This is a genomic window from Caulobacter sp. UNC279MFTsu5.1, assembly GCF_900114015.1.
Classification (GTDB): Bacteria; Pseudomonadota; Alphaproteobacteria; order Caulobacterales; family Caulobacteraceae; genus Caulobacter.
In genome coordinates this window covers 22,624-48,406 of the sequence record NZ_FORN01000025.1, presented here as the reverse complement: position 1 = coordinate 48,406, position 25,783 = coordinate 22,624, and the positions used below count along the sequence as shown (strand labels likewise).

The following is a 25,783-nucleotide window of genomic DNA, read 5'->3' as shown; positions in this document are numbered from 1 at the left end:
TCTCTCCTTCAAGCCGGTCTGGCAAGTTCGCCTGGACTAGAACGCTTCGAGGAAAAAACCAATCACTCCGCCACCTTAGCGCGACCTTGTCAGGTGCAGGAAGGCGACGATCACCAGGGCGACCAGGGCCAGGCCCACGCCCAGCCACGCCGCCGGCCGCACGTCGACGCCGCTGACCACGAACGAAGCCAGCAGGGGGCCGGCGCCGCACCCCAGCAGGCTGGCGCCGGGCCCCAGCAGGGCGGCCCGACGGCTGGGATCGGCCTCGATCGCCAAGGGCGTCAGATAGGGCGAGGCGAACAGCCAGACGAAGCCGAACACGCCCGACGCCGCCAGGAACACCGCCGCCGACGGCAGGCTGGCCATCACGAACAGGGCGCCGATCGCCAGGACCACGGCGACCGCCAGCGACCAGAACCACGACAACCGCCCCGCCAACGCCGTGGCCGCCGCCCCGCCCGCCACCTGGGCGGCCAGAGACACCGCGAAGGCGGCGCTGGCGACGCCGGCCGGATGTCCGGCCTGGCGCGACAGGGGCTCAGCGTAGATCCAGACCGCCAGGATGAAGGCCTGGAAGCAGAAGACGGCGGCCAGGGCGATCCAGCCGCGCGGGCTCGGCAGGCCCTTGGGATTATCCTGCGTCTCGACCAGCGGCGTATAAACGGCCGGTATGGCCAGGCCGGCCACGGCGGCGGAGACGGCGAGGGCGGCCAGCACCACGAAACCGCCGTCCGGGCCGAACGGCCCCACGACGAAGGCGCCGATCGCGCTGACCACGCCCAACTGCAGCAGGGTCTGGATGGTCAGGTAGAGACCCGCCCAGCGCTCCGGACGCGGCGAACGGACGATCATGCCGGTAATCACCCAGATCATCGCACCGGCCGGAAGGCCCGCCACGGCGCGCGCCAGGATCAGCAAGTCGCCAGAGGCGCGGGTGGTGGCCACGTCCAGCGCCGCCAGCGCCAAGCCGCAGGTGATCGCCGCCAGCCGCAGCCGACGCTCGCCGAACAGCGGGCCGACGACCGCCGCCCCGATCCCCATCGCCACCAGCTCGGCCATGCCGGCTAGGCCCAGCTGGTTGGCGGTCAGGCGGCCGGCCGCCTCGAGACCGCCCAGCAGCAGGGGCCCGACCCCGGGAAACAGCACCCCAACCAGGCCAATCCAGAACACCGTCAAGCGCTGGACCAGGCGGGGCGGCGCGCCGATCCAGGCGCCCGCGACCGTCGCCGGCGAGTCGGAAGCGGGGATCTCGACCGCGCTCAATATTTCGCCCGGAAATAGACGCCGTAGGTGCGCGGCGGGCCCATGCTGAACACGTCGAAGCCGAAGGCGGCGATCGGCGTGATGTCGGAGATGTTGGTGGTGTCGGCCAGGTTCTTGCCCCACACGCCCAGTTCATAGCGCCCATCGGCGAAGGCCCAGCCCACCTGGCCGTTGACATAGGCCCGGGCCTTGTCGCTGAGCCGTTCGGTGTTGGCCGTGTCGTAATAGACCTTGCCGCGGTAGGTGAAGTCCAGCTGGGTGATCAGGTTTCCCGCCCCCAGCGGATGCTCGTAGCGCGCCGCGCCGTTCAGGCTGGCCTTGGGGGCCGAGGGCAGGGTGTTGCCCGAATAGTCGTCGCCCAGCGACTGGAAGTCCTTGTACTCGGCGTTGAGCAGCGACGCGCCCAGGGTCAGGGACAGGCCCGCCGTTGGTCGCGCCTCGATCTCGGCCTCGCCGCCATAGACCCGAGCCTTGGAGGCGTTGGTGAACAGCTGCACCGGCAAGCCGTTGCGCTGGATCACCGTATAGACCTGCAGGTCCTTGTAATCGTAGTAGAAAGCCGAGACGTTCACCCGCAGGCGACGGTCCAGGAACTCGCTCTTGGCGCCCACCTCGTAGGCGTTGACGGTCTCGTCGCGATAGGGGCCCAGGTCGGCCGGATCGGTGGTCTGGCCGCTGAAGAAGCCGCCGCTCTTGGTTCCGCGATTGTAGGTCGCATAAACGTTGGCGTCGTCGCTGATCGCGTAGCGTAGGCCCACCCGGCCCGAGATCGAGCTGAAGGTCTTCTGGTTGTCGTATTCGAACAGGGTCAGCAGGCCGTAGTCGACGTCGCTGACATAGTGGAAGGTCTTCTTGTCCTGCGACCAGCGCAGGCCGCCGGTCAAGGTCAGCTTCGGCGTCAGGTCGTAGTCGACCTGACCGAAGGCCGCGTAGCTGATGGTCTTTTGGTGCAAGGGCCAGCCGAACACGCCGACGCTGTTGGCCGGGTCCATGCCGGTCGGATTGTTGACCGGATCGGGGACGCGCAGCACTTCCAGCACGTTGTAGTGGCTGTCGTTGTCCAGGTTGTCGCGGGCGGCGTAGAGGCCGGCGACCCAGCGCAGGGCGGTCGCGCCGTTTGACTGCAAGCGCAGCTCCTGGCTGGTGGTGTCCTGCTCGGCGACGTAACGCGCGTCGAAGATCGAGATCGGATTGGCGTCGGTCTCTTCGTAGTCGTCGCGCCTGGCCCGCTGGTAGCCGGTGATCGAATAGAGCGTGACCCCGCCGAAATCGTAGCTGACGGCGCTGGTCGCCCCGAACAGCTTGACGATGTCCTTGCCCTCGAAGCGGTAGTCGCCCTCGTACTTGTTGCTGCTGGTGTTGGCGTAGCCGGCGACGTTCGTGCACTGGCCCGAGGTGTAGTAGGCCGGCTTGCAGAAGCTGTAGCCGAAGGTCGGATCGGGATCGACGGTGCTGGCCGCCTCGGCTGTCTGGGCGACCAGGGAGCGATTGTAGGTCAGGATCGAGCCGCCGCTGGAGTTGCTGTAGCTGGCCGAGACGTCGACGGCCAGCTTGTCGTCGGGCGTCCAGCGCAGGGCGCCGCGCACGGCCTTGCGGTCGGCGTCGTTGCCCTTGTTGCCGGTCAGGCGATTGAGCGTGTAGCCGTCGCTCTTGTCGTAGAGGCCGGCGATCCGGAAGGCCAGGGTGTCGGCGATCGGGCCGCCGAAGCCGCCCTGGACATTCAGCGCGTTGAACCGGCCGTAGTCGACGGCCAGGTCGCCTTCGGGCGTATCACTGGGCTTCTTCGTGGTGACGTTGATCGCGCCGCCGGTGGTGTTGCGGCCGTAGAGCGTGCCCTGCGGCCCGCGCAGCACCTCCACCTGCTGCAGGTCGTAGAAGCCAGCCATCTGGGCCAGGGGCGAGGCGACATAGACCCCGTCGACATAGACCCCGACCGCACTGGCCGTGCTGGGGTTGAAGTCGTTGACCCCGATGCCGCGGATGAAGATTCGCGGGTTGGCGGCGTTGTCGTCGGTCTTGATCTGCAGGCCCGGCGACAGGCCCGACAAGGCCAGCACGTCGCCCACGCGCTGGTCCTTGAGCTGGTCGGCGGTCAGGGCAGTCACCGAGACCGGCACGTCCTGCAGGTTTTCCGATCGCTTCTGGGCGGTGACGACGATCTCGTCGAGCGCGGTCGCCTCCTGGGCGGCGGCCTGTCCCGCCGCCGCCATCATCGCCGCCCCGGCGACGCCCGCGAGCACTTGGAGCTTTCGCATTCCATACCCCCGTCGCTGTTTTATGAGGATTACAGTAGCTAAAGCTATCATTTTGGCAAGCGACGTTCGTGGAGCCGCGTTCGACCGATGAAACCATCACGAACCGACGCCTCTTCAGCGCCTCATCGCTCGAACTTCGAGCTTGGCGGCCCAGGGTTCGAGCCGACCTAGCCGCCCGCCGACGGCGCGGCGGGCCGACAGCGAGGCGACGGCGGTCTGGATGCCATAGAGGTCCATGACGCGGAGCGAGGTCCGCGGGCTCCAGCGGGGCAGGGCGGCGTCGCCGACCCTGGTCACGCCATATCGTTCCATGGCCTTGGCCACGACCAGCGGATTGACGTGGTGGTGGACGTCGATGCGGCCCGCTGAAGGGGTCGCGGCGTGAAGCTCCTCGCGGCGGCAGTCTATCGCCCAAGACGCCGTCCGGCCACGAGGGCGCCCGATGCGGGTTTCGGCCGATGGCGGCTAAACCTCGCCACCTATGCGTTCGATCTCGTCGGCCAGGGCCGGCAGGTCGAGAATCCGCAAGGTGCGACCGGTCTGGGAGACGATCCCCAGACCGGCCAAGCGGTTCAGCTCCCGCGTCACCGGCTCGCGCTGGCTCCCCACCAGCACCGCCAACTCGGCGTGGGTGGGGCAGGGCTGGATGACGGCTTCGCGGCCGTCTCCGCCCGCCGACGCCGCCATGCGCAACAGCTCGATGTCGACCCGGCAGGCCACCGAGACGGCGTTCAGCTCGAACAATCGGTCGGTGAGGGCGCGCGTCAGGTTCGCCAGGTCCTCCAGGATCGCCCGCATGAAGCGCGGTGACTGCTCGAACAGACTTTGAACCAGGATCTGGGGCAGGCGGGCGACGCGCACGTCCTCCAGCGCCACGATGTTCACCGAGCGGGGCAATCCGTCGATGGCCGAGATCTCGCCGAAATAACCGCCCGCCGAGATGCGCCGATAGCCGATTTCGCGGCCCGACCGGGCGTACTGGTTGGCCAGCAGCGCGCCCTTGAGCAGCAGATGAACGCCGCCGCTCTCATCCAGCCGTTGGACGATCAGTTCGCCCTTGCCATAGTGAAGGTGCTCGATCTGCGGCGCCAGGGCCTCGATCTCGTCGCGCGCCATGTGACGAAACAGCCGGTTGGCGCGATAGTCGCCTTCAGGCGACGACGCGATCGGCGTATGGCTCGGAGCGAGCGGGGGCGGGGGAGGAATCACGGCCATCGAGAACGCTCCTGCACAGTCGATTGGGGACGACGAATGGACAGCCGACCGCGCTACCGGGCCTTTATCAGCTATAGCCACCAGGACCGCAAAGCCGCCGAATGGCTGCATCGCGTCCTGGAGACCTATCGCGCGCCCCGCCGCCTGGCCACGACCAGCGGCGAGATGTCGACGCGGCGGCTGACGCCGATCTTCCGCGACCGCGACGAGCTGAGCGCCTCGCCCGATCTAGGCGGGGTGATCCGTGACGCGCTGGACCGCTCCGACGCCCTGATCGTGCTCTGCTCCCCGGCCTCGGCCGTCTCGCGCTGGGTGGACCAGGAGGCGGCCTACTTCCTGGAGGACCACGGTCTTGGCCAGGTCATCTGCGTGATCGCGCCCACGACGCCGAAGGGCGCGCCGCTGGCCGAGGTGTTGCCGCCGGCCTTGCGGGCGGCCTTGCCGACGGGCGTTGAACCCCTGGCCGTGGATCCGCGGCGCGACGCTGACGGACTGCGCTTGGCGCGGCTGAAGATCGCCGCCCGGCTGCTGGACGTTCGCCTCGACCAATTGGTCCAGCGCGACGCCCGCCGCGGCATGCGCCTGATGGCCGCCTTCACCGCCGTGGCCGTGGTCGTGACCCTCGCCATGGGCGCGATGACTGTCGCCACGCTGAAGTCGCGGCAGATCGCCCGCAACCAGCGCGACGAGACCGAGGCCCTGGTGGCCTACATGTTGGGCGACCTGCGCGAACAGCTGGAGCCGGTGGGACGGTTGGACGTCCTGGACGGCGTGAGCGCTAAGGTGCTGGCTTACTATGGCAAAGCGCGCACGGATCAGCTGGACGACAGGGCGCTGGCCCAGCGGGCCAAGGCCCAGACGCTGCTGGGCACGATCCGGGAGCAACGCGGCGACCTGTCCGGCGCCCGCGACGCCTTCGGCCAGGCCGCATCCACCACGCATGAACTGGCCGCCCGCGCGCCCGACAACGGCGAGCGGATCTTCGACGAGGCCCAGAACGTCTACTGGCTAGCCTATATGCAATGGCGCCAGGGCGACACCGCTGGCGCCGAACAGGGTTTCAAGCGCTATGGCGAGCTGGCCCAGACGCTCGTGAGGCTGGATCCGTCCCGCGCCGACTGGAGGCTGGAGGTCGCTTATGCCAAAAGCAATCTCGGCACCCTGCTGCTGGAGCAGGGCCGGGCGGAAGAGGCGCTGACCACCTTCCGCGCCGCCCTGGCCGGGTTTGAGGCCGAACGGATCCGGGCGCCGGACGACCAGGACCGTCTGGTCGACGCGGTGGACGCCCACGCCTGGGTGGCCGATTCCCTGGCCAAGCTGGGACGCCCCCGCGAAGCCTATGCCGAGCGCGAGGGCGCGGCATCCCTGTTGGCGGCCGCCTCGGCGAAGGCGCCGACCGACAAGCCGCTGGCCGCCCGCAACCTGGCCGCCCAATTGGCCCTGGCGCGGCTGGAGTTGGATCTGGGCCAGGTCACCCAAGGCGCAGCGCGCTCGGCCCATGCCCTGAACGGGCTGCGCGAATTGGCGGCCCTGGACCCGACGAACGCTCGCTGGCGCGAATACTTGCTGATCGGCCAACTGGACGCGGCGGACTTCGCCGCCTGGTCAGCCGGGTTGACGCAGGCGCGCGCGGCCCACGCCCAGGCCGCCACTACCCTGGCCGGACTCCGGACCGGTGACGAGGCCCGGACCTGGCGCATCGATCTTGACGGGCGGCTGGACGTGCAGGCGATCACCCTGGCGCGGCTCGGCGGCGATCCGGCAGGCGCGCGAAGCTTGGCTCTGGCGCTGCTGGATCGGCTGGACCGCACGTCGGGATCGCGTGAAACGGCGGCCGAGCGCGCGGCCCTCTATGGCGCGGCCCACCTGGCGGCGGGGCAGCCGGCGGCGGCGATCTCGGCCTTGTCACCGCGCCGCCGATCCCTGTCTTCGACCAGCCTCGACATTCTTGCGCGCGCGTATCTGGCCCAGGGACAACGCGACCAGGCCCAGACGATCGTGAAGGACCTGAGAAAACAGGGCTATGCCTATCCCGGCTTCCTTGCATTCTGGCGAGAGTCGCCTCTAGCTGGCGCCACTGTCCAAGGGGGTTTCACATGACAGAGTCACTACCGATCGTCGAATTGGTCGTCGGCATCGCCGACAACGTCAACTTCATGAACGTTCTCGATCCCGATAATCCGGTTCCGCTGTCGCTGAAACTCGACACGCCGAGCCGATTGGTCTTCCGGCTGAGCGACGACCTCATCGGCGTCGGCTGGACGTTCCAGAAGCGCCCGATCATCTTCACGGACGACTTCGGGATTAACTTCTCCAGCTATACCTGGATCGAATTTCTTTACGACGTGCCGCAGAAGCCCTTCACGTGCTTCACGATCACCTATGAAGACAAGCGGGTTGGTGAATACATCTACAGCCTGTTCATGACCGACTCGCACAAACAGAACATCATTCTGGATCCAAAGATCGAAAACGGCGGGGGCAGGGTGCCCTGATCGAGGCGACAGCCTTCGACGAGGACAAGATCGCCGCGCTGATCCAGCGCGGCGAGATCCTCGCCGCCTATGATCTCGCCCGCGCCGCCCTGGGGGCGGGCGAGACCTCGCTGAGGATCGCGTATCAGGCCGTGCTTTGCTTGGCGCGGGCCGGGGCTGTCGATTTCGCGCGGGCTGAATATGTCCGCCTGGGGCTGGACCGGGTCGACGACGATCCCGACGCCATCGCCCTGGGCGCGCGCCTCCTAAAGGATGTCGCCCTGGCCGCGCGCGGACCGCGCCGCACGGCCTTCGCCAGGGCCTCCACGCGGCGCTACCACGCGCTCTTCCAACGGTTCGGCGGCCTCTACGGCGCGGTCAACGCCGCGACCATGACGCTCGTTGCGGGAGATCGAGCGGGCGGTCAGGCCTTGGCGGCGGCGGCTCTGAGGAGTCCGCCACCGCCGGGATTGACCGGGGAGGCGGCCTATTACGAGGCCGCCAGCCGGGCCGAGGCGTGGTTCCTGACCGGCGAGCTGGACGCCGCGCGCGCGACAATGGTGGAGGCTCTGGCACGTGCGCCCCGGGCTTTCGCGGCCCACGCCTCGACCCTGCGCCAGCTGGAGATGCTGTGCCGCGAGACCGGTGTCGATCCAACCTGGCTGGCCGCCTTCCGGCCGCCGGTTTGCGCTCATTTCACCGGCCACATCCTGGACGCCTCCCGCGAGGGCGCCCTGAGCGGAGGATTGAGCGGCGGATTGGACAGCAGCCTGCGCGGCGAGGCGGACCGCCTGGTGCGGGAGCAGGGGATCGGCTTCGCCTACGGCGGCCTGGCCGCCGGCGCCGACATCGTCTTCGCCGAGGCCTTGCTGGAAGCCGGCGCCGAACTGCACCTAGTCCTGCCGGTGAACCTGGAGTCCTTCGTCGCCGTGTCGGTCGCGCCCTTCGGGACCAACTGGGTCGAGCGCTTCGAGCGCTGCTTCGCCCAGGCCGCATCCGTGCGCTACGCTTCGCAGGATCCCTATGTCGGCGACGAGCAGGTGTTCGCCTACGCCAGCCAGATCGCCATGGGCTGCGCGGTGCTGCGCGCCCAGACCCTGGCGACCGAGGCGATCCAGGTCGCGGTCTGGGACGGCCACGCGGCCCTTGGACCGGCTGGCGTAGCGGTGGATCTGGCCTATTGGGCCAAGGGCGGCCGCCGGCAAGAGGTCATCCCGGTGCGTCGTCCACCACCGCCTCCAGTCTCCCGACCAGGCGCCGACATCTCCGCCTCCCGAGCGACGAAGGCCATGCTGTTCGCCGACGTGAAGGGCTTCGGATCCTTGCGCGACGACCAAATCCCGGCCTTCTTCGAGACGGTGATGGGCCGGATGGCCAAGGTCGTCGAGGGCCTGGACGCCGGTCCGCGGCACGTCGAAACCTGGGGGGACGGCCTGTTCCTGGTCTTCGACCATCCGATCGAGGCCGCCGTCGCCGCCTTGGCCCTGCAGGAGGCCCATCGCGCCCTGGATCTTCGGGCCCTGGGCCTGCCGCGGGGCCTGGGCCTGCGGATCGGCGGGCACTACGGGCCGGTGCACCTGGGCGCCAATCCGCTGACCAAGGCCCCAGCGGTGATCGGCGCCCACGTGGTGGTCGCCGCGCGTATCGAGCCCGACGTCGCTCCAGGCTCGGCCTGCGTCAGCGAGGCTCTGGCCGGAGCACTGGCGACCTTGCACGGCGACCGCGTGCGCTGCGGCTATGTCGGGCGCACCCAAGGGCGCAAGGGCTTCCCGGCGACCCCGATCTTCAACCTGACGCGGGCCTGATCGCGCCGTCCGGCGCGCTAAGAAACCTTTATTTCCGGCGATGTGCAGATCCGCACATTCGACGCGGCGGTCCCTCCGACATGTTTCGACGCGTAGGTTGCGACGACCACAGCCCAGGCGGCCGCGGGATATCCCAGTCAATCGCCTTGGTTGGAGCGTCGTCACGATCCACACCGCACTCGGCCCGTCACCGCGGACCGTTTAAGCGGCCTCTCGGACCCGGCCATCCCCATCGGTCGGGTCCGACTTGCCGAACGCTTTCCGACGTCGCGCCGACGATCCAGCGCGATCCCCACGTTGCATCAGGAACCTCGCCATGTCTCTCGACGCAGCTGTCTTCAACGAACGTCCTATCGCCGATGAATTTTCCGGCGCGTTCGCCTCTGATCCCGCCGCGAGCATTCTCAAGCACGCCGTCAAGATCTGGGCTCGCGATCACGGCGTCGCCGAAAACGATCTCACCCGCGTGACCGAGATGGTCGTGGGCTTCGCGAAGTCGGCGATCCGCGACTGTGAGCGCAAGATCCATGTCGTCGCCTAGCGTGCCGCTGCTCAAGATCCCGAGCGCGATCCTCGCCCGCGCCAAGAGCCTGATCGCCGGCGGCGAGACCGCCGCTGCGGCGGCGATGGCTGAAGAGCCGCCGTTCGCGCCGAGATCGACGGCGGGCGCCGGGTGGGAGCCAACGCCGCAGGACAAGAGCTTCTGGGCCAGCATGGCTGCGGCCGACAGGCGATTGAGCGAGCTGCGGCGCGCGATCGATCAGGCTGCGGCCGAGGCGATCGCGCGCGAGACCGACGCCAAGGCCTCGTCGGCTCCGGATTCCCGGTTCGCCGAGAGTCGATGCGAGACGGCCAAGCGAGTGATCACCGACGCGCTGGACGCGGAGAAATCGTGATCCTCGCCACTCGTGGCAACGTTTAGGCCGCGGCGTCAGACACCCGTCGACCGCCGCGCCTCGCCCTTGGGGGAGGGCGGTCGGATGAGCACCGGCTCTTCGCCGTTTCGGTCGGCGAACGACCGAGGCTCATCCGACCTAGTTTCCGGCGCAAGCACGACGCCGGCGCTTCTATTTGGCGCAATCGGACTTGCCGACATTGTCCCACTTCTTGAAGCCGCGCCCAGTCTTGGCCTGCAGCCGGTCATTGTAGCGCCGCAGAGCGATGTCGCCTGACTGGCCGGTGAGAACATCGCAGCGCCCGGCGAACACCTTCTCGACGCAAGCCGCGCGCTGCGCATAGCCGAGTTCTTCCCAAGCCCCGTTCACGAACCGGCGACAGGCCACGTAGTCGGCCGGAAGCTTCTGGGGCTCGGCGACGGGCGCGGCGGCCTCGACCGGCTCCACCGCCTTGGCGGCTTCGGCGGCCGCGGCGGTCTTGGCGGCTTCGGCCATCTCCCGGCGATGACGTTCGGCCTCGTCGGTGCTGGCCTGCTCCGGAAGGTCCGGCTGGTCGTTGACCAGTTGGAACCAGGCCATCTGCATCGTCCAGCCCCGCGCCTGGGCCAACTGGCCTAGACGGGCCGGAAAGTCCCGCGTCGGCCGTTCGATGGCGCCGGGCCGCAGGCCAATGTCGAACGGCCCATCGCCTTCGATCATCAGGACACCGGCAAGCCCAGGGGCGTTCTGGCACATGGAGACCCGATAGCGACCGCCGCCGAGGTCTTTGTAGAGGTCCGGATTGCGGGCGGCCAAGGCGGCGAACTGGTCGCGATTGCTCGTGAACTGCTGGAGCCGGCCCGAGGGCTGTATGGCGATGAGGCTGAAACCTCTGGAAGGGTCAGGCGCGACGTTGATCATCGACTGGGACCAGAGCCCCTTGGGACAGCCCTGGATGCCGCGGTCGATCTCGAAGCGCGCCTGTTGGGCGACAAGGCTGGGAACCGCGCCGCTTTGACCGCGGAACCGGTTGACCGTGTCGAACAGCGGGCAGGACGCCGGGTCGGCGGGAAGGATCTCGGTGGTGTCGACCTGCAGGCCAGCCGCACCGGTGGCGCGCGCCGCGCTGGCCACCGCGCGGTTCGCGCCCGCCGGATCTCCGGCCGCGCCGGAGATCTTGATGTTGGTCGAGCCATCGGCGTTCTGACCACGGCTCAGTGTCAGCCAGGAGCACGGGACGTTCGGCAGCGCCGCGGCGAGGACTTCGTCGGCCCGGCTGACGGTCAGGGGCGCCGCGCTCGTGGCGGGCGGCGTCGGCGCGGGCAGGGCGGCCTTCTTCTGGGACGAGAGGACGGCGAAGCCCACCCCGACCACGATGACGGCCGCCACCGCGCTGATCGCCACGACCCTTCCCTTGGGGAGGCCACGCGCCGCCGCCGCTCCTAGAGTTTGGCGCTCTTCCTCACCTGAGGGTCTGGCGGTCGGTCCGCCTGGAGACCTGTAGGCGACGTCCATAGCCGGAGGGATGGGCGAGGTCGCATCATCCTCTTCCTCGTCCAGTTCTGCCGAGACGAAGGCGGCAGGCGGTCGCGTGGCCTTCTCCTGCGGCTCGATCTCGATCGCGCTCGGCGGCGGATCGACATCGGGCTCCGGGGGCGGTTCGGCGCCGGGCGCGTAGATCGTGGGATTGGAAGCGACGACCGCCTCGCTCTCCGACGGCGCCGAGACCAGGGAAGGAAGCGACGATGCCGCGCTCGTGACGGCCGGCGGAGCCGCCGGTTCGGAGAACGGCGTCTGATCCGTGACCGGTCTTGGGGCGTCGTCGTCGATTGATCTGTCCGTCGGCGGCGGCTCGTTCGTCTGCACGGCGGGCTCTTCGGGCGCGAAGATCGTACGGCCCTCGGGCGCGATCCCGTCGCTGGCGGCGGCGGCCAGCGACAGGGGAAGGCTGTCCTCTCCGCGCGGTTCGGCGCTCTGCCAGGAGGGCGGTTCGGAACCGAGATGGATCACTGTGCGGTCGATCTCGGATCCGATCTCCTTCGACGTGGTATTCCCGGGATCAGGGTTCCAAGACCGCGTCGATGGTGGCTCAAGCGGAACATCCAGCGCATCCAGCGCCGAGATCACCTCCGCCATGGTCTGGGGGCGGCTGCGGGGATCAGGGCTGAGCATGCGAGCGAACAACGGCTGCAGCAGCGGCGGCACGGCGGTCATATCGGCGCCCGCGCGTCGGCGATCGATGGCCTCGACCAGCGTCGTGCCCATGTTCGGCGCCCGTCCGCCGGCCAGGGCCAGCACGACCAGGGCTAGGCTATAGATGTCCGTCCACGGACCGATACGCCGGTCGAAATCGCCGAACTGCTCCGGCGCCACATAGCCGAGCTTTCCGGCGAAGCCATCGCCGACGACAGTCTGGGCGCCGATCTCCATGCTCTTGGCGATGCCGAAATCGATGATCTTGGCGCGGCTGAGCAGCCCGTCCGGCAGCAGGACGTTTTCGGGAGAGATGTCGCGATGGATGGCCCCGTGGCTGTGCGCCGCGTGCAGGCCCTCAGCCAGGCGACGGGTGAGCATGACCAATTCGCCCGTGGTCGGGGGATGGCGGCCGATCAGGTTGGTCAGCGGCTCGCCGTCGATGAAGTCGGTGACGATGTACAGCAGGTCCTTGCGCGGCTCGCGCGCCAGGACGCGGTACTGCACCAGCGCCGGATGGGCCAGGCTGGTGAGGGTCTTGGCCTCCTTGCGAAATAGCGCCTGGACCTTGGGATCGGCGGCCAGATGCGGGAGGATGACCTTGACCGCCACCCGCTCCTCGGCGTTGACGTTGGCGCCCTCGTAGACCTCGCCCATGCCGCCGCGAGCGATGAAGCGCTTGATCTCGTAGATGCCGTTCAGCACGAACCCGACCGGCAGGATGCCCCGCTGTGCGGGCTTGCGCGAGCCGCGCTTGCCCCAGGAGCTGGAGGTCGAGTTCGTGACGGACGCGACGTCTTCATTAGAGGGGTCGTCGGGCATGCTCACTGGGGGCGTCTCTTTCCAACTCTGACCACAACCTCGCCTTGGGTATGGGCCGGTTGCAAGTTGTTATGCAGGGCGTCGAACATCAGGCCACGGCTTCCGGGATCAAGGGCGCGTCGGCTCGTGGTGACGCTTCACTTCCCTCGAACGCGTAGGTGAAGGCGGAGTTCTCGACACCCACCGCGATCTTGCTCACATCCTTGCCGGCCATCTGGCGTTCGAGCAGGGCGATCGACAGTTCGGGCAGCATGGTGTTGGTCAGGATGGCGTCGATCATCCGTCCGCCCGAGGCGACCTCGGTGCAGCGCGAGACGATCAGCTCGACGACCGCCTGGCCGTAGGCGAAGACGATGCCGTGGTTCTCGGCGATGCGCTTCTTCACGCGGTCCAACTGCAGGCGGACAATGCCCTGCAGCATATCGGGCGACAGCGGATAGTACGGCAGGACGATCAACCGGCCGAGCAGGGCGGGCGGGAACACCTTCAGCAGATCGGGCCGCAGCGTCTGGGCCAGGACCTCGGCCTCGGGCTTCATCTCCTCGTCCTCCGACAGCGAGACGATCAGGTCGGAGCCGACATTGGAGGTCAGCAAGATCAGCGTGTTCTTGAAGTCGATGTGACGCCCCTCGGAGTCGTCCATGTAGCCCTTGTCGAACACCTGGAAGAACATCTCGTGGACGTCGGGATGGGCCTTCTCGACCTCGTCGAGCAGCACCACCGAATAGGGCCGGCGGCGCACGGCCTCGGTCAGGACGCCCCCCTGGCCGTAGCCGACATAGCCCGCTGGCGCGCCCTTCAGGGTCGAGACGGTGTGGGCCTCCTGGAACTCGCTCATATTGATGACGATCAGGCTGTCGTCGCCGGAGTAGAGCAGCTCGGACAGGGCGTGGGCGGTCTCGGTCTTGCCCACGCCGGACGGGCCGCACAGCATGAACACGCCGACCGGCTTGTTGGGGTTGTCGAGCTTGGCGCGGCTGGTCTGGATGCGCTTGGCGACGGCGTCCATCGCGTGGTCCTGGCCCACCACGCGCTTCTTCAGTTGGTCGGCGATGGTCAGGACCGAGGCGATCTCGTCCTTGACCATGCGGCCGACGGGGATGCCGGTCCAGTCGCCGACGACGGCGGCGACCGCGTCCGCGTCGACCTCTCCGAAAACCATCGGGTCATCGCCGTGGGCCTTGGCGACGGCCAGCAGGGCGGCATCGAGGGCGGCCTTCGGGCCGGTCATGTCGTCCGCGTTCGCCGAGGCCGAGGCCGCAACGGCCTGGCGGGCCTCGTAGGCCTTGGCGACGGCGTCCTTCTCGGCCGCCCACTTGGCTTCCACGGTATCGAGCGCGGCGCGCGCTTCCTCGATGGCCTCCTTCAGCTTGGCGATGCGCTCCACGCCGGCGTACTGGCCCTCGGCCTCGCGGGTGGCGATGTCGAGTTCTACATTGAGAAGCTCGACCCGCCGACGGCGGCTTTCGACCGGGGCGGGGGTCGCGTGCTGTGAAACGGCCACCCGGGCGCCGGCGGTGTCGAGCAGGCTGACGGCCTTGTCAGGCAGCTGCCGGGCCGGCACGTAGCGCTGGGACAGCTTGACGGCCGCTTCCACGGCCTCGTCGAGGATCACCACCTTGTGGTGCTTCTCCATGGCCGAGGCCACCGAACGCAGCATGGCGATCGCCACCTCGGTGTCCGGCTCTCCGACATTGACCGTCTGGAACCGGCGGGTGAGGGCGGGGTCCTTTTCGAAGTACTGGCGATATTCGGACCAGGTGGTGGCGGCGATGGTTCGGAGCCGGCCGCGCGCCAAGGCGGGCTTGAGCAGGTTGGCGGCGTCGCCGGTGCCGGCCTGCCCGCCGGCCCCGATCAGGGTATGGGCTTCGTCGATGAACAGGATGATCGGCTTGGGCGAGGACTCGATCTCGTCGATGACCTGCCGCAGCCGCTTCTCGAATTCGCCCTTCACGCCCGCGCCGGCCTGCAGCAGCCCGATGTCCAGGGCGCGGAGAGTGACGTCCTTGAGCGCTGGGGGGACGTCGCCATCGACGATCCGGCGGGCCAAGCCCTCGACGACCGCCGTCTTGCCGACTCCCGCCTCGCCCGCCAGGATCGGGTTGTTCTGGCGTCGACGCAGCAGGATGTCGATCACCTGGCGAATCTCGGCGTCGCGACCGACGATCGGATCGATCTCGCCCGCCCTGGCCCGCTCGGTAAGGTCGACGGAGTATTTGGCCAGGGTCTCGCCCGAAGCGCTCGCGAAGGGCGCGCCGGCGGTCCCCGCCTGGTCCGAGGGGCTATCGACAGCGGGCGCGCCGCCCACCTCGGCCGACCCCGCGACGATCTTGTCGAACTCGTCGCCCAAGGCGTCGGCCGAGATCCTGCGGAACTCCGGCGAGACCGCGAACAGCGCGTTGCGTAGGATCGGGGTCTTGAGCATGCCGAAGACTAGGTGGCCGGTGCGTACGCGACCGGCCTGGAACATCAGCGACGCGTAGAGCCATCCCTTCTCGATGGCCTCTTCGATCTGGGGCGAGAAATCGGAGATCGAGGTCGCGCCGCGCGGCAGACCGTCGAGCGCGGCCACGACATCGCGGGCCAGCTTGGTGTCGTCCAGGGCGAACCGGGTGCGGATCGCGGCGAGATCGTTCCGCGGATCCTGCAGCAGGATGTGGATCCAGTGGACGAGTTCGACATAGGGATTTCCGCGCATCTTGCAGAAGCCGGTCGCGGTTTCGATGCTCTTCAGGCCCGTCGGGCTGAGGCGGCCGAACAGGGCGGAGCGGTTGATCTCGGTCATGCGGCATCTCTCTTGGCGGCGGCTCGAGCGACGCGACGCGAGCTCGGGCCAAGACGGGTCTCGGCGCGCGAGCCGCTGCCGGCTGGCGGGTTGATCCAACTGGTCCAGCCCAGCCGCGCGCGGCCGTCCAGCGACGCGGGACGACGAGCAGCTTCGCTGGCCTCGATCTCAAGGTCCCATTCCAGGTGGGACGGAGCGAAGGAATCCAGCGCCTCGGCGACGACCGCGAAGCGCGGGCCGCCCGGCAGCAGGTTCTCGTAGGCCTGGAAGGTCTCGACCTTCACGGCGATGCGGAAGGCGTCGGAAACCGTGCTGGTGCGACGCCCGCAGACGGCGTCGCCGCCCAGGCGGCTATAGGCGCCGCCCAGGCGGGTCTGGTCGGCGGGCTCGATGTCTCGCCAGACCGGGCGGTATTCCATGAGCCGCACGGGCGCGCCGACCAAGTCGGCGACGGCGTCCTCGATGCCGGCTGCGCTGCGCCTAGAAGCGTAAAGGCCCGCATAGTAGAGGCGGGCCCGAGCTGGGAACGCCGCGTCGGCAGGAACCCCCACGGTCGCACCGGTCAAGGCGGCCAGGTAGCCGGCGAACCGATCATCGCCGGGACGATCGGCGTTGGCCGCCGGATTGGATTCCGCCCAGGCGCGGTAGAAGAACTGCAGCATCCTTCCTGCGAGCACGTCGAGGAAATGCCCGAAAGGACGGCCCTTGGCGTAGCGGCGTTCGAAATGGGCGAACTCGCTGACATGCAGGGGCAGCGGCCCCATCGGCCCGGTCAGTCCGAACCAGTAGCCCTCGACCTTGGCGCGCCCGTCCTTGATGGTGATCGCTTCTAGCGTCGAGCCGGGGAAGCCTAGGGCGGGGAGCTGGGCCAGGTCGACGAGGTTCTGCGCGGGAAGCCGGGCGTCGCCGATGCGCGGCAGGTCCGGCGCACGCGCCTCCGCCGCGCGCAGCAGGCCAAACAGGCCGTACCGCCTCGCGTTCCCCGCCGCGTGGCGAAGAAACTCTAGATGTTGCGATGTTCGCCCATTCTCGGCGGCCATTGCGCGAAGGTTCCTTCCTGAGGGCTTTCGAAGATGCATTCGGTGAAGGCGTTCACGGTCGCGAACTCGCCGAGGAAACGCTCCAGAACGGCCGAGAACAGGAACATCCGGCCGTTCTCGAACGGGGCGTCGTCCAGCTTGAGGCGCAGGCGCTGGCCGCGGGCGAAGGCGCTGCGTCCCGGTCCGGATACTCGCCGCGTCACGGGCTCGGAGCGGATGGCCAGGACGCCGTCGATCTGCCGTCGCAGGGCCGGATCGTCGATCCGTCCATAGAGAGCCAGGTGATCGCGCAGCACCGAGGGATCGTCGTCGTCGCCCAGGGCGAAAGACGCGTAGTTGGGCGTCAGATGGCCGATGACCCGCCAGGCGCCGTCGCTGATGCCCATCGGCGGCCGAGGCTTGGTCGGAGCGCGCACGATCGTCACGGCGCGCACCGGAACGCCGCTGATCCGAAAGTCCGTCGCACCGCCGGTGCGCAAGGTCTCGGCCAGTTCGCGATTGGTGACGAGCGCACGAACGGCCAACTCGTGGATACCCTCCAGCCGCCTTGGCTCGCCGGGGGCGGCCAGGCTGATCCAGGTTTCCGTACCCAGATAGTCGGTCCTGCGCCTCAACCGCTGCTCCTTGGTCGACAGACGTCGGTGGCGCAGGCGGGTGACGTAGAACAGCGCCTCGGTCCAGTCGTAGAGCAGGCTCCCGAAGGCATGCAGAGGCGCGACCGGCCGGGCGTCGCCGTTCTTCTGCGAATAGGCCGTCACCTCCAGAGGACGGAAGATCTCGAAATCCAGCGGCCGAGTACGGTCGGCGATCAGTTGGTGTTCGTGGTCGAACTCGCTGATCGCCACGCGATCGATCTGCTTTTCGAACAGGTTGATCGCCGGTGTCGCGAAGAGCTTGAAGTTCGCCGGCGACACCGCGCCCGCCAGGGCCGTGGACGCGCGGTCGAACAGGAAGACCACCTCGCATTCGTTCCGACACTTGGCGAAGGCTCGGCCCAGTTCGCGCAGGCGGACGAACAGGAAGCGTTCCGGACAGGCGAAATATTCCGACAGCAGGCGATAGCCTCGGAAGGACCGCCGCCCCGTCGGCAGCAGGGCGCAGTTCTCCTCGAAGCCATGCTGCTCGGCCGCCGGCAGCTTGACCCAAGCCTCAGCGCCGGCCGCGGAGTCCACCGACCGGGCCACGGTCGCGACGGCGTCCCCGATCAGTTGCCGATAGAGCTCGCCCGGCGCCACCTCTGAGCCGTCTAGATAGATCGGCAGGGAGTCCGGCGCGATCGCCGACAGGGGGACGCCGCCCAGGGCGTTGAATTTCAGGCGCAGTCCCGCCTCGGCGCGCACGCCCGCCGCCCCGGCATAGGCGGCGACGGCCGCCCGGGTCGGCAGATATTCGGCTTCGGTGATCTTCAGCGGCCAGAGCGTGACGTCCTGTCCGGTCCGGAAGACCACCGGCGTAGCGGCTTCGTCGCTTGAGGTGGCGGACATTTCGGTCAGGCGAGGGACCACGAACCCGGCGGCGATCGCGTGGTCGCTATCTTGGGGCTCGAGAGTCACCACGCACATCGACGGGGTCGGCGCCAGGTAGTGCGGCTGGATGGCGTTGAGCAGATGTTGCGTGAAGTCGGGAAACTGGTCCTGCAGCTTCAGCTTCACCCGGGCGCCGAGAAAGGCAACGCCTTCCAGGAGCCGCTCGACATAGGGGTCGGTGTCTGCCGGAGCATTGAGGCCCAAGCGTCCCGCGACCGTCTCGTATTCCTCGCCGAACTCGCGCGCGGTTTCGCGAAGATAGAGCAGTTCCTCGTTGTAGGCCCTGAGGAGGCGAGGATCCATCCGTCTACTCCCGCAGGGTCGCCGCGCCCGTGTCGATCTCGACGTCGGTCTTGAACTCGACGGGCAGCGCCATGACGGCGCTGGTGACGTCGGCCCGGATGACGAAGGTCACGGCGTTGGGCTTGGCGTCCTTGGCGCTGGCGGTGACGTCGAGACGCTGCGGGGCGATGCGCGGCTCGAAGCGCCGGATGGCCTGCTTGATCTCGCGTGCGCGATTTTCGATCGCCCGCCGTTGCAGCAGCTTGCCGGCCATGTCGGGCACGCCGTAGTTCAGGACCGAGGTCGCGACCTCGGGATAGGGCTTCAGGTTCTGGACTGAGCTGAAATTGGTGGTGTTCAGGATCCAGTTCAACTCGCGCAGGACCGTGGCCCGAAGCGCGGCCTCGTTGAAACGCTCGATCTTCAGGATCGGATAGAGCCGCCGCGTCGCCGCACGGCTGGTCTGGCCCTCGCCGACCTTCGGGTCGTCGCGGAGATCGTCGATGTCGAGATCGGCGACCAGCTTGTCGAACAGGGTCGGATTGATCCGGGCTGGCATGGCGTCAGGCGAAGGCCAGGTGGCGAAGCGCCAGGATTCCTGCCTCTTCACCGTCTCCCAGCGACCAGAGCTTCTGGCCGAGACCTTCGGCGCCCATGGGGCCGTCGCGCCAGTCGGTGGCGCGGGCCAGCAGCAGGTTGGCGTCCGTCGCCCCCTGGGTCGCGGGATAGCGGACCGGCAGGATCGCCGCCACGCCCTGTCCGGTCTTGAACTCGATTTCCACGGGCAGCCAGACCAGGTCGCGCAGGTCCTGCGGCCCGTCGCTGGTGACCTTGCGCACCGCGTCGAAGGGAACCAGCCCCCAGCGTCCATGGATGACCGCCTCGAAGGCCGGGCCGAAGCGCGGATCCGCGTCGGCGATCCAGTCGAAGGCTTGGTCGTTGAACCGGCCGGGCGTGTCGGGCGCGGCGTCGAAGGCGCGTGATCGAGCGGCCCCGGCGTCGTCGACGCGCCCTTGCAGGCCCGCGCCGAGGGCGACGGCGAGGTCGCCGGCCCAAGGGCTGGTGTTGACCAGCAAGGCAGGCGGAACCTGGCCCGCGAAAACCTTCTCGCGCTCGAACTCGGCGTCGATGGCCAGGTTGTAGGCGACCGCCAGCATCTGGGCTTCGGGAGACAGCTGGGTCAGCACCTTCAGCTGCGCCTTGGCCTTTTCCCACTCGCCCAGGACGCAGAACAGCTGGAACAGGAACATGCGGCTGGGCTGATCGTCCGGCGCGCGCTTGACCCTTTCGACAAGGGATTGGCGCGCGCCGTCCAGATCGCCAGCGCGTAGGAGGTCGTCGGCGTTACGCATTCTTCGCTTCTATGATTGACCGAAGACCGGCGCGGCTCGCCTTAGAACTTGGCGTTGCCGGCGATGTCCCACTTGAAATCGCCCGTGCCGGCGGCCTTACCGGCCGAGCTCTGCTCCTTGTACGCAACCTCGACCTTGGCGAAGTTGAGCGAGACGTTTTCGGTCAGACGATCCTCGCCGCCGCTGCCGCCGGTGGACACCGAGCTGACCAGGCAGTCGGTCATGGTGATGGTGATATATTCCAGCGGCGTCTCGCCGGCCTTGCGCACCACCAGCGTGGCCTTGCTGATGTGCTTGCCGTTGGCTGCGGCCAGCATCAGCGGCGCCGACGACAGGTCGACGTACTTGGTGAACGACAGATCCTGGACGTTGACCTTGCCGGCGCCGGCGCCGCCGCCGACGTGAGCCGTGCCGGAGTTGGTCATGCCCCAGCTCCAGGCCAGAACATCGATCTCTCCCTTGTGGCTGGTGTCCTTGGACTCACCACTGATGCCTTCAAGTTTCAGGAACATATCAACGGCCATAAGGCGTTCTCCTCACGAAAATGATTACTGACAGCTAGTTCGGGCCCTTGGGCAGGCGCGAGACCATGCTGAGCGACACGTCCATCCCCTCGAGTTGGTAGTGCGGCACCATGCGGAAGACGCCACGGTAGTAACCGGGGTTCTCGGGGTCGGGGATGACATCCACCGAAGCGGATTTCAGGGGCTTGCGGGCCTTGTCTTCTTCGGTCGAGAAGTCCGGCTGCATGTCCACGTACTGCATGATCCAGGACTGCAGATCGCTGGCCAGGACCGGGGCCTCGCGGCTGCTGCCGATCCAGTCGCGCACCATGCACTTGAGGTAGTGCGCGAAGCGGCAGCTGGCGAAGATGTAAGGCAGGCGCGCCGACAGGTTGGCGCTGGCGGTCGCGTCGGCGTCCTCGTAGGCCTTCGGAGCGTGAAGGGTCTGGGCGCCGATGAACGTGGCCTGGTCTGTGTTCTTGCGATGCACCAGGGCCATCAGCCCCGCCTTGGACAGTTCGGCCTCGCGACGATCGGAAATCGCGATCTCCGTCGGGCACTTGGCGTCCATCGCCCCATCGTCGGTGGGGAACATCGCGGTCGGCAGGTCCTCGACGGTGCCGCCCGATTCCACGCCGCGAATGCGTGTGCACCAGCCGTAGGTCTTGAAGGCCTCGGTGATGCGCACGCCCAGGGCGTACGACGCGTTCAGCCACAGATAGTTGTCGTGCTGGCCGCCGTCGGTATCCTCCTCGAAGGCGAACTCCTCGACCGGCTCGCTGTTGGCGCCGTAGAGCGGACGCCCCAGGAAGCGGGGCAGGGTCAGCGCCATGTAGCGGCTGTCGTTCGAGGCCCGGAACGAACGCCAGGCCATGTAGTCGGTGGCGTCGAACTGCTTGGCGATGTCGCGCGGATTGGCCAGCTCCTGCCAGCTCTCCATGCCCAGCAGCTGGGAGTCCGCCGCCGCGATGAACGGGGCGTGCGCCGCCGCGCCGATCTTCGACAGCCCCTTCATCACCTCGATGTCCGGCGCGGTGTGGTCGAAGGCGTAGTCGCAGATGAAGGCGCCGTAGGGTTGGCCGCCCAGCTGGCCGAATTCGGCCTCGTAGATCTTCTTGAACAGCGGGCTCTGGTCCCAGGCCGCGTCGCGGAACTGCCGCAGCATCTTGCGGGTCTCGTCCTTGGAGACGTTCAGCACACGAACCTTGAGGTCCTTGCCCGTTGGGGTGTTGCCGACCAGATACCAAAGCCCGCGCCAGGCGGATTCCAGGGTCTGGAAGTCCTTGTGGTGAATGATCTTGTTGACCTGTTCGGTCAGCTTGCGATCGATCGCGGCCTTCAGGGCGTCCACGGTCGAGAAAACGTCGGCGCCGATGACTTGGGTGTCCTCGAGCGCCTGCTGCGCCAAGGTCTTCACGGCCAATTCGATCCGAGCCTGCTTGGCGTCGGTGTTGGGCTTGAACTCCCTTTGCAGCAGGGACGCGAAATCATCCACCGTGACGGTTTCCGCGACGGGGGCGCCAGCGTGCTGAAGCGTTTCTTGCGCCATCAAGGTCTCCCAACGGGCAGGGTAGGGGAAATCATTTTGAATCCACCGGAGATTGTCTAGGCGTTGTCGGCGGGCGGCTTGGCGGCCGCGAGGGCCTTCATCAGCTCGGGATCCTTCAGAACCTTGTCGAGCAGGTCCTGGGCCCCATCCTTGCCGTCCATGTAGAGCATCAGGTCGTTCAGTTGCTGCCGGGCCTCCAGCAACTTGGCCAGGGCAGGGACGTTCTTCGCCACCTGGCCGGGGGAGAAATCTTCCATCGACTTGAATGTCAGGTCGACGCCGATCTTTCCGTCTCCGGTCAAGGTGTTGTCGACCGTGAAGGCGGCGCGGGGCGCGATCGCCTCCATTTTCTGCTCGAAATTATCCATGTCGAATTCAACAAAGTCCCGCTTGTCGAGCGGTTTCTTCTCGATATTCGACTTTCCAGACAGGTCAGACATCACTCCAACCACGAACGGAATTTCGATCTTCTGGCGGGAGCCAAAAGTCTCCACTTCGTATTCGATATGAACACGAGGCGCGCGATTCTCTTTAATGAAACGCTGCCCACCTTTGTTCGACGCCATGGTCATCCACCCGCAATTAGATGTTATATTACGCTGACAATTTTCACCATCATAGATCTATATGATGATGATATTCAACTGGCGACTCAAGATTGTTCGCGATGCTTTCGTGACTGCAGAACGTTGCGAGCTTCTTCGACGCTTCCGGGCGCGATGTCTTCGAGAATTGCCATGAAATCCAATCCAACCCATTCACGCGCACGCTGCAGCAACGTCAGGATCGGATGCCCCGGTTCCCTGCGCCGGTAATAGTCGCCCAACGCCTCGAGGGCGCGGACGACATCGTCCCGGGTCTCGATCCGCGCACCCAAGACAGGCGTTGAGTTCGAGAAGCTTGGCGATGCAACGTCTGGTTCTACGGTTGGTTCCCCATTTTCTGATGCCGTGAGTTTCGGACCGAACGCCTGCACCGCGCGCCGCATCTGATCGAGCGCCTCGTAGGTGGCCCGAAAGTTGGTGGAGCCGCCGTCGTCGGCGTTGGCGGTGAGCGTCAGATCGACGCGACGCAGGCTGTCCGAGATCGCATCCAGCCGCTGGATAATCTCCTCGAGGCCGTCCTGGCTCACATCCTCGAGCGCGGCCCGGAACATTCCGTAGCCTTCCTCGGTTTCACCTCCCAAGCGGAAGCGCTCGAAGTCGTCGATGGAATAGTCACCGAGGCGAGGATGACGGATCAGCGTGATCCTGCGCAGGGGTTGGATAAATTGCGGCGCCCCGGTCAGGGAATCGCACGGGCCCTTGCGACCCTGGAAGCCATACTCCTCCAATCGCGGATGCAGGCCGGGCCAGTAGGTCTCCAAGAGGCCCGCCAGATATTTAGCGCCGGCCTCGACGACTTCCAGATCGCCCGCCCGGGCGCCGGCGCGGCAGAGGTAGACAGGCAGCCAGATGTCCTTGGTGCGCGCGCTCTGCTCGACGATCTTGGCGATGATCGCGCGCCAATCGATATCGGAGGCCTGAGCCTCGACGCCGGACGCGTCGATCGAGACCTCGGTCTCGAAAGCCTGCTCGATTTCGTAGCGCTGCGGATCGTAGGCGAGGTCGGGGCCGGTCGGGTCGTCGTCGGAAACCGGCGCCAACAATCGACTCGGATCAAGCGCCATGTTCGCGTTCGCCTCAACGTTGATTTAGCGCCCGAATTGTCCGTCGCCGACTTACGGAAGAAGGCGGATGGGGCCGGCGCGGAGTGTGGCCCAAGAAATCGTTTTGGCAAGTGTGTCTGGTTGAGATGTTGAAATTGATCGCTACACCTGTGCACAACGAGCCGCAGGTCGTAGGTTTCAGACGCAGTAACGGGAGCGATTAATGGATCGGCAGGCCACGATATCTGTCGCTCTTGGTACGGCTAAGCTTAACCTTGAGCGCTTCGAGTCCATCGAGCGCTTGAGTGAGCCGTTTGTGATTGTTGTAGAAGGGTTTTCCCCCGACGAAATCGATTTCCTGCCGCACCTCGGAAAGCCAGTTTCGCTGGACGCCGGCGACGAAATGGACCACGTCCGCTACTTCCATGGGTTGTTGACCGAAGCCGCCCTGATCAAGGTCGACATCAACGGCGCGCACTACCGGCTGACCGTCAGGCCGTGGCTGTCGCTCCTGGACCAGAATCGGAATTATCGAATTTTCCAGGACAAGAGCGTCGTCGACATCGCCAAGCAGGTGTTCGCCGACGCCGGCATGAAGGACGTCGAATTCGACCGCCTGACCGGCAGCTACAAGCCGCGCGAATATTGCGTCCAGTACAAGGAGAGCGACTTCAATTTCGTGTCGCGCCTGTTCGAGGACGAAGGCATTTACTACTATTTCCGGCACGAGGAAGCCGCCCACAAGCTGATCCTCTGCGACGGCAAATCGGCTCACAAGCCCGAGCCGGGCTACGAGAGCATCCGCTTCCTCCCCGTGGCGGGCGACGAGACGAGCACGCCAGACACCCTTTCCGACTGGAACGAACGGATCAGTTCGGTCAGCCAGGCCAGCGTGACCCTGCGCAGTTTCGACTTCACCAAGCCGCAGAACCCGGTGGAGGCGGTCAGCCAGGGCGCGGGCCAGCATCCCGGCGACGCGCTGGAGGTCTACGAGTATCTCGGCGACTTCACCGACAAGAGCGAGGGCGAAGCCCGCGGCCAGTCGCGCCTGGCGGCCAGCCGCGCGCCGCGCCGCCTCTACAGCGGCGGCGGCGACGTCCTGGGTCTGGCCTGCGGCGGCCTCTTCACCCTGACCGAGGCCGGGGTCGATCGCTTCAACCAGGAATATCTGATCATCGGCCTCAATCACGTCGTCGAGGCCGAGAGCCATCGTAGCGGCGACGATCGCCAGGCCCGGCGCGTCAACGTCGTGGCCATCCCCAGCGACACGCTGTTTCGGCCGCCGCTGGTCGCCGAAAAGCCGATCTCCAGCGGCGTCGAGACCGCCACCGTAACCGGGCCGGCCGGCGAGGTGGTCTATGTCGACGAGTGGGGCCGCGTGAAGGTGCGCTTCCACTGGGATCGCTCGCCCGACCAGCCGGGCAAGACCTCGTGCTGGATGCGCGTCTCGCACCACTCGGCGGGCGAAGGCTTCGGCAATGTCGACCTGCCGCGCGTGGGGCAGGAGGTGATCGTCGACTTCCTCAACGGCGATCCGGATCGGCCGATCATCACCGGGCGAGTCTACAACGGCCAGCGCAGGCACGCCTACGACCTGCCGGCCCAGAAGACGCGTTCGCTGTGGCGCACTCAAACGATCGGGCGGTTGGGCGACTATGGCGGGGCCGAGAAGACGCCGCCGCCCAACAGCAAGGGCTTCAACGAGATCCGCCTGGAGGACAAGGGCGGCGCGGAGGAGATCTACATCCACGCCCAGCGCGAGATGGTGCGTGACGTGCTGCTGGACGACACCCTGACCGTCCAGCGCGACCGCGCCACGCGGGTGGGGCGTGACCGCAAGACCGCGGTCAAGCGGCATGAGGCGACCACGATCGAGACCGGCGATGAAACCCACGAGGTCAGCAAGGGCAAGCGCACGACCACGATCGAGCTTGACGATGGAACCACCGTGCGCTCTGGCAATTACAGCCTGAAGGTGGACAAGGGGACGGTGACGATCGAGGCCGCGCAGAGCATCACGCTCAAGGTCGGGTCGAGTTCGATCGTGATGAACCCTTCCAGCATCACGCTGAACGCCCTGACGATCACCAGCGACGCGCGCGCCCTGAACATCGTGAACGCCCCGCAGGCCGAGGTGCACGGAAAAGCCATGACGACGATCACCGGCGGCATCGTCAAGATCAACTAGGACCGCGA

Annotated in this window: 20 protein-coding genes; 6 read left to right on the top strand and 14 right to left on the bottom strand. The window is 67.1% G+C overall.

What is annotated here, in order from left to right; all coding sequences use genetic code 11:
• Positions 1-75 precede the first annotated feature (75 nt).
• The 4 genes from BM066_RS14995 to BM066_RS14980 form a co-directional block, all read right to left on the bottom strand.
• A complete protein-coding gene (locus tag BM066_RS14995; protein ID WP_089929218.1) occupies positions 76-1,263 on the bottom strand; it encodes an MFS transporter in 1,188 nt (395 codons plus the stop codon).
• Positions 1,260-3,518 (bottom strand): TonB-dependent receptor, encoded by a 2,259-nt coding sequence (locus BM066_RS14990; protein WP_089929216.1) that lies wholly within the window; start codon positions 3,516-3,518, stop codon positions 1,260-1,262. Before BM066_RS14990 ends, BM066_RS14995 begins: the two co-directional genes overlap by 4 nt.
• Before the next feature lie 114 nt (positions 3,519-3,632).
• Positions 3,633-3,815, bottom strand: coding sequence for a hypothetical protein (locus BM066_RS14985; protein ID WP_143093743.1), 183 nt, complete (start codon positions 3,813-3,815; stop codon positions 3,633-3,635).
• 168 nt (positions 3,816-3,983) lie between these two features.
• Positions 3,984-4,733, bottom strand: coding sequence for a Crp/Fnr family transcriptional regulator (locus tag BM066_RS14980; RefSeq protein ID WP_218150912.1), 750 nt, complete (start codon positions 4,731-4,733; stop codon positions 3,984-3,986).
• 36 nt (positions 4,734-4,769) lie between these two features.
• Between BM066_RS14980 and BM066_RS14975 the strand changes: the two genes are divergently transcribed.
• From BM066_RS14975 to BM066_RS14955, 5 genes are all read left to right on the top strand, one after another.
• The gene (locus BM066_RS14975; protein WP_089929211.1) at positions 4,770-6,833 is read left to right on the top strand and encodes a toll/interleukin-1 receptor domain-containing protein; all 2,064 of its coding nucleotides are present in this window, start codon (positions 4,770-4,772) and stop codon (positions 6,831-6,833) included.
• On the top strand, positions 6,830-7,228 hold the full coding sequence (locus BM066_RS14970) for a hypothetical protein (protein ID WP_177218465.1): 399 nt from the start codon (positions 6,830-6,832) through the stop codon (positions 7,226-7,228). The genes BM066_RS14975 and BM066_RS14970 overlap by 4 nt, the downstream gene beginning before the upstream one ends.
• A gap of 131 nt (positions 7,229-7,359) precedes the next feature.
• A complete protein-coding gene (locus BM066_RS14965) occupies positions 7,360-9,012 on the top strand; it encodes an adenylate/guanylate cyclase domain-containing protein (RefSeq protein ID WP_255367601.1) in 1,653 nt (550 codons plus the stop codon).
• 316 nt (positions 9,013-9,328) lie between these two features.
• Positions 9,329-9,553 (top strand): hypothetical protein, encoded by a 225-nt coding sequence (locus BM066_RS14960; protein WP_089929204.1) that lies wholly within the window; start codon positions 9,329-9,331, stop codon positions 9,551-9,553.
• 1 nt (position 9,554) lies between these two features.
• Positions 9,555-9,908 (top strand): hypothetical protein, encoded by a 354-nt coding sequence (locus tag BM066_RS14955; RefSeq protein WP_089929202.1) that lies wholly within the window; start codon positions 9,555-9,557, stop codon positions 9,906-9,908.
• A gap of 171 nt (positions 9,909-10,079) precedes the next feature.
• Here BM066_RS14955 and BM066_RS14950 read toward each other — a convergent pair whose 3' ends face one another.
• The 10 genes from BM066_RS14950 to BM066_RS14905 all read right to left on the bottom strand — a co-directional run bounded on the left by BM066_RS14950 (position 10,080) and on the right by BM066_RS14905 (position 23,608).
• On the bottom strand, positions 10,080-12,902 hold the full coding sequence (locus BM066_RS14950) for a serine/threonine-protein kinase (protein WP_089929199.1): 2,823 nt from the start codon (positions 12,900-12,902) through the stop codon (positions 10,080-10,082).
• Between the two features lie 88 nt (positions 12,903-12,990).
• Positions 12,991-15,687 carry a type VI secretion system ATPase TssH gene (gene tssH, locus BM066_RS14945; RefSeq protein ID WP_089929197.1) on the bottom strand — a complete coding sequence of 899 codons (2,697 nt, stop codon included), beginning with the start codon at positions 15,685-15,687 and terminating at the stop codon, positions 12,991-12,993.
• On the bottom strand, positions 15,684-16,727 hold the full coding sequence (tssG, locus tag BM066_RS14940) for a type VI secretion system baseplate subunit TssG (protein ID WP_255367600.1): 1,044 nt from the start codon (positions 16,725-16,727) through the stop codon (positions 15,684-15,686). The genes tssH and tssG overlap by 4 nt, the downstream gene beginning before the upstream one ends.
• Entirely contained in the window at positions 16,691-18,556 is a 1,866-nt protein-coding gene (gene tssF / locus BM066_RS14935; protein WP_089929195.1) for a type VI secretion system baseplate subunit TssF, read from the bottom strand. The genes tssG and tssF overlap by 37 nt, the downstream gene beginning before the upstream one ends.
• A gap of 4 nt (positions 18,557-18,560) precedes the next feature.
• Positions 18,561-19,094 carry a type VI secretion system baseplate subunit TssE gene (gene tssE, locus BM066_RS14930; protein WP_089929192.1) on the bottom strand — a complete coding sequence of 178 codons (534 nt, stop codon included), beginning with the start codon at positions 19,092-19,094 and terminating at the stop codon, positions 18,561-18,563.
• 4 nt (positions 19,095-19,098) lie between these two features.
• On the bottom strand, positions 19,099-19,887 hold the full coding sequence (locus BM066_RS14925; RefSeq protein WP_089929189.1) for a type VI secretion system accessory protein TagJ: 789 nt from the start codon (positions 19,885-19,887) through the stop codon (positions 19,099-19,101).
• A 41-nt stretch (positions 19,888-19,928) separates the two neighbouring features.
• Entirely contained in the window at positions 19,929-20,411 is a 483-nt protein-coding gene (locus BM066_RS14920; protein WP_089929185.1) for an Hcp family type VI secretion system effector, read from the bottom strand.
• A gap of 34 nt (positions 20,412-20,445) precedes the next feature.
• Positions 20,446-21,939 (bottom strand): type VI secretion system contractile sheath large subunit, encoded by a 1,494-nt coding sequence (tssC, locus tag BM066_RS14915; protein ID WP_089929182.1) that lies wholly within the window; start codon positions 21,937-21,939, stop codon positions 20,446-20,448.
• 56 nt (positions 21,940-21,995) lie between these two features.
• Positions 21,996-22,505 (bottom strand): type VI secretion system contractile sheath small subunit, encoded by a 510-nt coding sequence (tssB, locus tag BM066_RS14910; protein ID WP_089929277.1) that lies wholly within the window; start codon positions 22,503-22,505, stop codon positions 21,996-21,998.
• A gap of 86 nt (positions 22,506-22,591) precedes the next feature.
• Positions 22,592-23,608, bottom strand: a complete 1,017-nt coding sequence (locus BM066_RS14905; protein WP_089929180.1) for a type VI secretion system protein TssA — start codon at positions 23,606-23,608, stop codon at positions 22,592-22,594.
• 202 nt (positions 23,609-23,810) lie between these two features.
• Between BM066_RS14905 and BM066_RS14900 the strand changes: the two genes are divergently transcribed.
• Positions 23,811-25,775 carry a type VI secretion system Vgr family protein gene (locus tag BM066_RS14900; RefSeq protein WP_089929177.1) on the top strand — a complete coding sequence of 655 codons (1,965 nt, stop codon included), beginning with the start codon at positions 23,811-23,813 and terminating at the stop codon, positions 25,773-25,775.
• The last annotated feature ends 8 nt before the right edge of the window (positions 25,776-25,783 follow it).